Origin of the sequence: Chromobacterium sp. (genome assembly GCF_041912965.1) — a bacterium.
GTDB classification, from domain to species: Bacteria; Pseudomonadota; Gammaproteobacteria; order Burkholderiales; family Chromobacteriaceae; genus Chromobacterium; species Chromobacterium aquaticum.
In genome coordinates, this window is record NZ_JAYSGF010000038.1 from 35,978 (window position 1) to 45,871 (window position 9,894).

8 protein-coding genes are annotated in these 9,894 nt (G+C 62.5%); 5 read left to right on the plus strand and 3 right to left on the minus strand.

Annotated elements, in window-relative coordinates; all coding sequences use genetic code 11:
* Nucleotides 1-14: 14 nt before the first annotated feature.
* Together gloA and ACE3QM_RS18140 are read left to right on the plus strand one after the other, a co-directional pair.
* Complete coding sequence (gloA, locus tag ACE3QM_RS18135; RefSeq protein WP_374423842.1) at nt 15-395, plus strand: lactoylglutathione lyase; 381 nt, start codon at nt 15-17, stop codon at nt 393-395.
* Between the two features lie 375 nt (nt 396-770).
* Entirely contained in the window at nt 771-2,180 is a 1,410-nt protein-coding gene (locus ACE3QM_RS18140) for a sodium:proton antiporter (protein ID WP_374423835.1), read from the plus strand.
* 57 nt (nt 2,181-2,237) lie between these two features.
* On the opposite strand, the gene ACE3QM_RS18145 is transcribed toward ACE3QM_RS18140, so the two are convergent.
* Nucleotides 2,238-4,346 carry a multicopper oxidase family protein gene (locus ACE3QM_RS18145; protein ID WP_374423837.1) on the minus strand — a complete coding sequence of 703 codons (2,109 nt, stop codon included), beginning with the start codon at nt 4,344-4,346 and terminating at the stop codon, nt 2,238-2,240.
* 226 nt (nt 4,347-4,572) lie between these two features.
* Between ACE3QM_RS18145 and mpl the strand changes: the two genes are divergently transcribed.
* On the plus strand, nt 4,573-5,952 hold the full coding sequence (mpl, locus tag ACE3QM_RS18150; protein WP_231463310.1) for a UDP-N-acetylmuramate:L-alanyl-gamma-D-glutamyl-meso-diaminopimelate ligase: 1,380 nt from the start codon (nt 4,573-4,575) through the stop codon (nt 5,950-5,952).
* A gap of 63 nt (nt 5,953-6,015) precedes the next feature.
* Here mpl and ACE3QM_RS18155 read toward each other — a convergent pair whose 3' ends face one another.
* Together ACE3QM_RS18155 and aceA are read right to left on the minus strand one after the other, a co-directional pair.
* A complete protein-coding gene (locus tag ACE3QM_RS18155; RefSeq protein ID WP_048411184.1) occupies nt 6,016-6,570 on the minus strand; it encodes a flavodoxin family protein in 555 nt (184 codons plus the stop codon).
* Between the two features lie 202 nt (nt 6,571-6,772).
* A complete protein-coding gene (gene aceA / locus ACE3QM_RS18160; protein ID WP_048411183.1) occupies nt 6,773-8,071 on the minus strand; it encodes an isocitrate lyase in 1,299 nt (432 codons plus the stop codon).
* A gap of 461 nt (nt 8,072-8,532) precedes the next feature.
* Between aceA and grpE the strand changes: the two genes are divergently transcribed.
* Together grpE and ACE3QM_RS18170 are read left to right on the plus strand one after the other, a co-directional pair.
* Nucleotides 8,533-9,081, plus strand: coding sequence for a nucleotide exchange factor GrpE (grpE, locus tag ACE3QM_RS18165; RefSeq protein WP_048411182.1), 549 nt, complete (start codon nt 8,533-8,535; stop codon nt 9,079-9,081).
* 116 nt (nt 9,082-9,197) lie between these two features.
* Nucleotides 9,198-9,894 (plus strand): Hsp70 family protein (locus ACE3QM_RS18170; protein WP_374423840.1); only part of this gene is annotated, 697 nt, incomplete at its 3' end.

Genomic DNA, 9,894 nt, shown 5'->3' on the forward strand with positions numbered 1-9,894 from the left:
TAAGGAGAGTGATGATGCGTTTACTGCACACCATGCTGCGAGTGGGCAATCTGGAGCGCTCGCTGGCGTTTTACCAGGAAGTACTCGATATGAAGTTGCTGCGCCGCCAGGATTACCCGGACGGCCGCTTCACCCTGGCCTTCGTCGGCTATGGCGCCGAAGAAGAACAGACGGTGCTGGAACTGACCCACAACTGGGACACCGAGTCCTATGAGCTGGGCAACGGCTACGGCCATATCGCCATCGAGGTGCCGGACGCCTACGCCGCCTGTGACATGGTGCGCGCCAAGGGCGGCAAGGTCACCCGCGAAGCCGGCCCGATGAAGCACGGCACCACGGTGATCGCCTTCGTCGAAGACCCGGATGGCTACAAGATCGAGTTCATCCAGCGCTGAGGCGTTCGGCTCTGCTGACAAGGCCGGTGGCGTCACGCCGCCGGCCTTGTTTCATTAAACGCTTAATTAGCGTGGCAATCGCGCAAAAACGCCTGCTTTCGATACCGGTTTTCCTTGTCCGGGCAGCCCGAGTTATGGGACGATGTAACGCTTTGTAACTGTTCTGATCGAACCAGGCCCATACGGGCGCGCTGGCGCTGTCAGTGCCGTGATCCGGCCTTGGCGGGAGGCGGAGCGTCAGCGCAACGGCATCCGGCCGCCGTTGCGCTTCAACAATATCGCCGGAATCCATTCTTTGCATAGAGCCTGTCCAAGGCTGTCTTGGCACAGGCGATGGCGCTTTTATCAATGGGCGTCATGCCCTCGGGAAGATAGATGACCAAAACACTCTTTAGCGCCGCAGCCCTGGCCTTGCTGCCGGCATTGGCGCAAGCCGCCGAGCTGGACGGCGCCACGCTGAGCTTGGCCTGGGGCTTGCCGTTCGCCGGCATTCTGCTGTCCATTGCCTTGTTTCCGATTTTCGCGCCGGGCATCTGGCACCATCATTTCGGCAAGATCACCGCGGTGTGGACCGTACTGTTCCTGGCGCCCTTCGCCGTGGCTTACGGCCTGGGCACTTCGACGGCGCTGATCGTCCACGCGTTGTTCGCCGAATACATACCCTTCATCGTGCTGCTGTTCTCGCTATACACCGTGTCCGGCGGCATTCTGGTATGGGGCTCCTTGCACGGCTCGCCCAAGCTCAACACCGCCATTCTGGCGATAGGCACCGCGCTGGCCTCCATCATGGGCACCACCGGCGCGGCGATGCTGCTGATCCGCCCCCTGCTGCGCGCCAATGAAAAGCGCAAGCACAATGTGCACGTGGTGGTGTTCTTCATCTTCCTGGTGGCCAATATCGGCGGCGGCCTGACCCCGCTGGGCGATCCGCCGCTGTTCCTCGGCTTCCTCAAGGGCGTCAGCTTCGGCTGGACGGTGCAGCATATGGCGCTGCCGGTGCTGGTGCTGTCGCTGGCGCTGCTGGCCATCTTCTACGCGCTGGACAGCCATTTCTTCAAGAAGGAAGCGCAGGCGGGCACGCTGCCGGAAATCGACCGTTCCAAGGACAAGCCGATCAAGCTGCACGGCAAGCGCAATCTGTTCCTGCTGGCCGGCATCATCGCCGCGGTGCTGATGTCCGGCATCTGGAAACCGGGCGTGGTGTTCGACATCATGGGCACCCATGTGGAGTTGCAGAATATCGTGCGCGACCTGGCGCTGCTGGCCTTGGCCTTCGCCTCGCTGTGGATCACCCCCAAGCAGGTGCGCGCTGGCAATGAGTTCAACTGGGATCCCATCCTGGAAGTGGGCAAGTTGTTCGCCGGCATCTTCATCACCATCGGTCCGGTGATCGCCATCCTGCGCGCCGGCGCCGACGGCCATCTGGCCAGCCTGGTGCACATGGTGTCCGACGCCAATGGCCTGCCGGTCAACACGATGTATTTCTGGATGACCGGCATCCTGTCCAGCTTCCTGGACAATGCGCCCACCTATCTGGTGTTCTTCAACCTGGCTCACGGCGACGCCCAGGTGCTGATGGGCCCGATGGCGGACACCTTGCTGGCGATCTCCATGGGCGCAGTGTTCATGGGCGCCAATACCTATATCGGCAACGCGCCCAACTTCATGGTCAAGGCCATCGCCGAGCACCGCCATGTGAAGATGCCGAGCTTCTTCGGCTATCTGGGCTGGTCCTGCGCCATCCTGCTGCCCTTGTTCGTGCTGATGACGCTGATCTTCTTCTGAGCCGCTCGTCCACTGTGAAAAAGCCCGCTGTCGCGGGCTTTTTTCATGGCGGGCCGTTCAGTGATGGCCAAAGGCGGTGCCGCCCCTGCCGTCCGGCAGCGCGATGCGGATATTCTGCATCATGCCCTGGTCCTCGTGATCCAGGATATGGCAATGCAATACGAAGTCGCCGATATAGCGCTCATAGCGGGTGCGGATGGTGATGGTGTAACGGCCGGCCGCGGCAATCTTCGGGTCATTGCTGGCTTCGATGTTTTTCACCCATAAAGTATCTTTCCAGATGTTTTTCAGGCCGCTGTATTGGGTGTCGCCGGGGTCCATTGAGTCCGGCGCGCCTTCCGCGCTGATGTCGCGGCCCTTGGGGTCTACTATCTTGACGATCTGGAACGGGTTGACGTGGATATGGTAGGGATGGCTGACGAAGTCGGAGCGCAGCGTCCACTCGTCCACGCCGCCCAGCTTCAGGGTGCGGTCTATGCGTTCGCCGGCATAAGGTTTGCCGTCCACCTGGAAGAAGGCCGACTTGGGCTGCGACACATCGATGTTGAACGTCAGCGTCTGGGTGCCGGTCACTTCCTTGGGGTCTATGTCCGGATGTGGCACAAAGCTGCTCAGCTTCATCCCGCTGCGTAGTTCCGCGCTGACCTTGTTGGCGACAGCGGGCGGAAAGTGCGCGCGGGCGGCGCCGATCAGCACCTCTTGCAACGGACGAGAGGCTTGGCCGGGCGCAACGTCGACCACGCCCAGCAAGCGCGCCGACGGCGCCGAGCGGTCTATGGTGCTGCTGACCTTGACGTCGTTGATCAGGCAGTACTTGCCGGCGCTGGGGAAGGACACCAGCGCGTCCCAGCGATAGCCGGGCTGGAACACCACGCTCTTGCGGGTTTGCACCTTGCCCATGGTCAGGCCGTCGGCGGCGATCAAGGGCAGGTCCAGCTCCGTGTCGCTGCGGCAATAGCGGGTGACGTAATCGTCCATCTGCCTGGCGAACAGGCCGGCCAGCGGCGGCGCGTTGTCGCTGAGGCGGCGCAGTTTCAGATTGATGGTGTCGCGCACGCCGGCGTGCACCATTCTCCAGCGTTCCACGTCGCCGGCCCGCGCTTGGACCATCTTGCCCAAGACCACGCCGTTGATGCTGGTGTAGCGGCCGGATTCTTGCCAGGTCTTGGGTCCGAACTGGTCGTAGCCTTCGATGCCGCCCACGTCGCCGTCGTCGCAGCGGTAGCGCTGATCCTCCTCATTGGGCGGAGTGGCGGTATTGCCGTAAGTCTTGATCATGTCCTTGTATTGTCCGGCCTTGAAGCGGCAGGCGTACTGGATCTGCTGAAACACCAACACCCGTTCGAGGAAGCCGGCTCCGGCATAGGGCTGTAACAGGGTGTCGATGTCGCCGTTCTGCTGCAGGGTGGGTTGCCGCGTGCCGCGCACGATCAGCGCGCCGGCCATGCCGCTGGACACCTGCAGCGCGGTAGAGCCATGGCGGTGGGTGTGATACCAGAACGTGCCGGCGGGGTGGTCTGGCGGAATGTTGTACTCGTACTGGAAGCTGACGCCGGGATTGATGGAGAGCAGCACATTGTCGCTATTGCCGGCCGGATTGATCCAGAGCCCGTGGGTATGCAGATTGGTGCCGTTGAAACAGTGCGGCTGGTTGGCGCTGCCGCCCTGGTCGGTGCAACTGGGGTCGCGGATGGGCTTGCCATCGACGTCGCGGTCCAGCTTGTTGTTCAGGCCGATGCGCACGGTTTGCCCAGGGTAGACCTCGATCAGCGGGGCGATGAAGGGCGTGGCGCTGGGAAGGGAGGAGCTTGGTGGCGAGGCCGAGCTGAGCACGCCGGGCAGGTAGCTGCGTAGCACGACCTTGTCGTAATGGATCTGCCCGGGTCGTTCCAGCGAGGGGTTGCGGATCCAGCCATAGCGATAGCGGATGTCCAGATCGAAGGTGACTTCGCGCGGCGCAGCCTGGGGCTGGCCAAGCTCCAGCGGCGCGTTGAGCAGGGCGGCGGTGTTGAGCGCGCCGAGCCTGGTCTTGGCGGCCTGGTCGGCTGGAGCCGCCAAGAGCCGCGGCGGGTTGTCTATCTGCGGAATATCTTCGCCGTGGCCGGGTGCCGCCAGCACTAGCGCGGCGAGGCCCAGCGGAGCGAGGCGAGCGTTGAGCATTGTCATTTTGGTCTCCGAATGGCCGGGTTTTCCCACGGATAGTTGCGGGCCGGCCAATTCAGCCTAGTTCCATCCATTCGACGGTTGAGCCGAATGTCATGTTTTGTCAGCGCATCCTGATCCGAAGGACAGGCATGGCCGGCCGCGCAGTGGCTTGCGAGCCCGGATGTCGGCGGCGGCCGCTTTCCGGTATGCTTGCCGTTTTGCCGTTTTCAATACGCTGAACCGAATTATGCACATCCATATCCTGGGCATCTGCGGCACCTTCATGGGAGGCATCGCCGCTATCGCCAAACAGGCCGGTCACAAGGTCACCGGCTGCGACGCCAATGTATACCCGCCGATGAGCACCCAGTTGGAAGCCATGGGCATCGAGCTGATCCAGGGCTTCGGCGCGGAGCAGGCCGACATCGGCGCGGACATCTTCGTGGTGGGCAATGTGGTGACGCGCGGCAAGCCGCTGATGGAGGAAATCCTCAATCGCGGGCTGCCTTATATCTCCGGCCCGCAGTGGCTGGCGGAAAACGTGCTCCAGGACCTGTGGGTACTGGCGGTGGCCGGCACCCATGGCAAGACCACCACCAGTTCGATGCTGGCCTGGATTCTGGAGGACGCCGGCCTGGCGCCGGGATTCCTGATCGGTGGCATTCCGCAGAACTTCGGCGTGTCGGCGCGGCTGCCGGGCGCGCCGCGCCAGGACGCGGCCAGCGTCAGCCCCTTCTTCGTGATCGAGGCCGACGAATACGATACCGCCTTCTTCGACAAGCGCTCCAAGTTCGTCCATTACCGCCCGCGCACCGCGGTGCTGAACAATCTGGAGTTCGACCACGCCGACATCTTCGCCGACCTGGCGGCGATAGAAACCCAGTTCCATCATCTGGTGCGCACGGTGCCGGGCCAGGGCCTGATCGTCAGCAACGGCCGCGAGGCCAGCCTGGATCGGGTATTGGAACGCGGCTGCTGGACGCCGGTGGAGCGCTTCGGCGCGGATGCCGGCTGGCAACTGGGCGCGGCGGAGGCCAACGGCCATTTCGACGTGCTGCTCGACGGCCAGATCCAGGGCCGGGTGCGCTGGGAGCTGATGGGCGAACACAACCGCTTGAACGCGTTGGCGGCGATCGCCGCCGCCCGCCATGTCGGCGTGGCGGTGAGCAGCGCCATCGACGCGCTGTCGCGCTTCCAGAACGTCAAGCGGCGGATGGAGGTGCGCGGCGTAGCGGCCGGCGTCACGGTGTACGACGACTTCGCCCATCATCCCACCGCCATCGCCACCACTCTGGCCGGCCTGCGGCACAAGGTGGGCGGCGAGCGCATCCTGGCGGTGCTGGAGCCGCGTTCCAACACCATGAAGCTGGGCACGATGAAGGCGGCGCTGCCGGCCTCGCTGGCCGATGCCGACCTGGTGTTCTGCTCCGCCGCCAATCTGGGGTGGAATCCCGGCGAGGCGCTGGCCGAGCTGGGCGAGCGCGCGCAGACTTTCGACGATTTCGACGCGCTGCTGCAAGCTGTGGCCGCCGCGGCCCGGCCCGGAGACCATGTGCTGGTGATGAGCAACGGCGGCTTCGGCGGCATTCACCAGAAGTTGCTGGATCAATTGGCCGCACGCGGCTGAGCGCGCGCGCGGGCAAGGAAAAAGGGGGCCATATGGCCCCCTTTGTCTTGTCTAAATTAGCTTTTAGCCGTGCAACTTGCTGGCGATGCCGGCGACACGCTGGCCATAGGCCTTGGCGGTGTCCAGATCGCCTTGCGGGATTTCGTCGACGCTGGCGTCGGACGGCGATTGCACCAGCAGGCCGACCGAGCCGCCCAGATTATTGATGTCCTCGCGGCTGGCGTTCTTGGCGTTGCTGGGCAGCAGGCCCAGGCTGACCCACAGGCCGCCGTGCTGGGAAGCCAGGGTTTGCAGATAGATCAGCGAAACCTGCTTGTCGCCGTTCAGGCTGGCGCTATTGGTGAAGCCGCCGAACACCTTGTCCTGCCAGCCGCGGGTGAACCAGACCTTGGAGCTGGCGTCGGCGAATTTCTTGAATTGCCAGCTCGGGCTGCCCATATAGGTGGGCGAGCCGAAGATGATGGCGTCGGCGTCGTTCAGCAGATCCCAGGCGCCGGCGGGAAGATTGCCCTCGGCGTCGATGGCCAGCAGCTGAGCGCCGGCGCCTGCGGCGACATGCTGGGCCACTTGCTGGGTGTGACCGTAACCGGAGTGATAAACAACGACGACTTTTGCCATGGTGGGATGCCTTCCGCGAATGCGTGAAATAAACGAAGCCCGCGATTGGCGGGCTTCTGCATAGTAGTATTGATGAATTTCCGCATTGAAAAAAGCACCGTAAGCTGAATTGATTATTTAGCGGAATTAAATAATCGACACCGACAGCGCAATGAAAAACGCCCACGAAACCGTGGGCGTCCGCGCCTGTATCAGCGGCGGCTCAATGGAATTGCTCTTCCTCGGTGGAGCCGGTCAGCGCGGTGACGCTGGACTGCCCGCCCTGGATCACGGTGGTGACGTCGTCGAAGTAGCCGGTGCCCACTTCCTGCTGGTGGGACACGAAGGTGTAACCGCGCTCGCGAGCGGCGAATTCCGGCTCCTGTACTTTCTCGACATAGGCGGACATGCCGCGGGCAACGTAATCTTGTGCCAGGTCGTACATGTTGTACCACATATTGTGGATTCCGGCCAAAGTGATGAACTGGTACTTATAGCCCATCGCGCCCAGCTCGCGCTGGAATTTGGCGATGGTGGCGTCGTCCAGGTTCTTCTTCCAGTTGAAGGACGGCGAGCAGTTGTAGGCCAGCAGCTTGCCCGGATGCTTGGCATGCACCGCATCGGCGAACTTGCGCGCGAACTCCAGATCCGGGGTGCCGGTTTCGCACCAGACCAGGTCGGCGTAGTCGGCGTAGGCGATGGCGCGGCTGATCGCCTGCTCCAGGCCCTTCTTGGTCTTGTAGAAGCCTTCGGCGGTGCGCTCGCCGGTCAGGAAGGGGCGATCGCGCTCGTCGCAGTCGCTGGTCAAGAGATCGGCGGCTTCGGCGTCGGTGCGGGCGATCACCAGGGTGGGCACGCCATAGACGTCGGCGGCCAGGCGCGCGGCGATCAGTTTCTGGACTGCTTCCTGGGTCGGTACCAGCACCTTGCCGCCCATGTGGCCGCATTTTTTCACCGAGGCCAACTGGTCCTCGAAGTGAACGCCGCCGGCGCCGGCGCGTATCATCGCCTTCATCAGCTCATAAGCGTTCAGCACGCCGCCGAAACCGGCCTCGGCATCCGCCACGATGGGGGCGAAGTAGTCGATGAAGCCGGCGTCGCCCTGGGCCACGCCCTTGGAATGCTGAATCTCGTCGGCGCGGGTGAAGGCGTTGTTGATGCGCTCCACCACCTTGGGCACCGAGTCCACCGGGTACAGCGACTGGTCCGGATACATCGCCGAGTATTCATTGTTGTCGGCGGCCACTTGCCAGCCGGACAGATAGATGGCCTTGACGCCGGCCTTGACCTGCTGCATGGCCTGACCGCCGGTCAGCGCGCCCAGACAGTTGATGTACGGCTCGCTGTGGAGCAGGCCCCACAGCTTGTCCGCGCCGTTGCGCGCCAACGAGTACTCAATCTGCAGCGAGCCGCGCAGGCGCTCCACATCGGCGGCGCTGTAGCCGCGCTTGATGCCTTTCCAGCGGGGATTCTCGTTCCAGTCTTTCTGGATGGCTGCAATGCGTTGTTCGCGAGTCGTCATGCTAAAACCCTTCTCGATACGTTTCTGTGCGCGCCGGCAGGCGCCGGCGTCCTCATTAAGCGATCTGGCTATCCGGTTTTCCGGATTTTCTTGCGGTCGGCCCTCATGGGGCCGGCTCGGCATGTCCGCCGTGCCAGCCTTGCGGATAGGGGCTGTTCGGGCGGAGCACTTGCGGGTGTGGCTCAATTATTAGCACAAAAAAAAACGCTTGTGTGCAGTGCAGCACAAAGAAAATTGTTGATTTTCAAAAGCTAACAGCAACTTTCCTAAAACGAATATTGCGACTCGCTCAAGCGTTTGCTTTTTGAAAATAAAAGTCCGCAAACGCACATTGGCGTGTTGGCGCCCGCTTGCGGCGTTCTGAAGCCGTTCAGTCGTTTTCAGGACTTGAATTCCACGACGAAGCCCCTACCTTGAGTCGGGACTATTCGTACCGCTGAATCCAAATCCGAGGAATCGCCATGCAGGAAAACCAAAACATCGCGGCTGACGCCGTGGACAATGACAATATCGACGCGACGGTGGCGGAACAGGCTGTGGAGCAAGAACTGAGCCCGGAGCAGCAGCTTGCCGCGCTGAACGCGGAAGTGGCGGAATTGAAGGACGCGCTGCTGCGCGCCCGCGCCGACCAGGAAAACCAGCGCCGCCGCGCGCAGGAGGAACTGGCCTCCGCCCATAAATACGCGATCACCAAGTTCGCCGGCGAGTTGGTGTCGGTGAAGGACTATCTGGAAATGGCGCTGCTGGACCAGAGCGGCCAGATCGACACCCTGAAGATGGGCGTGGACATGACGCTGAAGCAGTTGGTGTCCGCCTTCGAAAAGGCGCAGATCAAGGACATCGCGCCCAAGGCCGGCGACAAGCTGGACCCGCACCAGCATCAGGCGATGAGCGCGGAAGAATCCGACGCCGAGCCCAATACCATCGTGCGCGTGATGCAAAAGGGCTATCAGATCGCCGACCGCGTGCTGCGTCCGGCCATGGTCGTGGTCGCCAAGGCAAAAGCATAAAAAAGGCTGGCATGCTCCTCTTGAAATAATGGGCATAGCCAATACCTATTGAGACAACAGGCGGTTGCTATCAAGCAAATGGCCGCCGAAACGAATTGAGATAAAGGAACTTCGACATGGGTAAAATCATTGGTATCGACTTGGGCACCACCAACTCCTGCGTATCGGTAGTGGAGGGTGGCACCCCGAAAGTGATCGAGAACGCCGAAGGCGCTCGCACCACTCCGTCCATCATCGCCTACATGGATGATGGCGAGATCCTGGTCGGCGCGCCGGCCAAACGCCAGGCGGTGACCAACCCGCGCAACACCATTTACGCCGCCAAGCGCCTGATCGGCCGCCGCTTCGAAGACAAGGAAGTGCAGAAGGACATCGACCTGATGCCTTTCGAAATCCTGAAGGCCAAGAACGGCGACGCCTGGGTCAAGGTGCGCGACCAGGAACTGGCTCCGCCGCAACTGTCCGCCGAAGTGCTGCGCAAGATGAAGAAGGCCGCGGAAGACTATCTGGGCGAAGAAGTGACCGAGGCGGTGATCACCGTGCCGGCCTACTTCAACGACAGCCAGCGTCAGGCCACCAAGGACGCCGGCCGTATCGCCGGCCTGGAAGTGAAGCGCATCATCAACGAGCCGACCGCCGCGGCGCTGGCCTTCGGCCTGTCCAAGCAGGAAGGCGACCGCAAGATCGCGGTGTACGACCTGGGCGGCGGCACTTTCGACGTGTCCATCATTGAAATCGCCGACGTGGACGGCGAGCACCAGTTCGAAGTGCTGTCGACCAACGGCGACACCTTCCTGGGCGGCGAAGACTTCG

Bases quoted from the DNA above. Each gene is read 5' to 3' on its own strand.
- gloA (WP_374423842.1), top strand. From the start codon at position 15: ATGCGTTTACTGCACACCATGCTGCGAGTGGGCAATCTGGAGCGCTCG.
- ACE3QM_RS18140 (WP_374423835.1), top strand. From the start codon at position 771: ATGACCAAAACACTCTTTAGCGCCGCAGCCCTGGCCTTGCTGCCGGCA.
- ACE3QM_RS18145 (WP_374423837.1), bottom strand. From the start codon at position 4,346: ATGACAATGCTCAACGCTCGCCTCGCTCCGCTGGGCCTCGCCGCGCTA.
- mpl (WP_231463310.1), top strand. From the start codon at position 4,573: ATGCACATCCATATCCTGGGCATCTGCGGCACCTTCATGGGAGGCATC.
- ACE3QM_RS18155 (WP_048411184.1), bottom strand. From the start codon at position 6,570: ATGGCAAAAGTCGTCGTTGTTTATCACTCCGGTTACGGTCACACCCAG.
- aceA (WP_048411183.1), bottom strand. From the start codon at position 8,071: ATGACGACTCGCGAACAACGCATTGCAGCCATCCAGAAAGACTGGAAC.
- grpE (WP_048411182.1), top strand. From the start codon at position 8,533: ATGCAGGAAAACCAAAACATCGCGGCTGACGCCGTGGACAATGACAAT.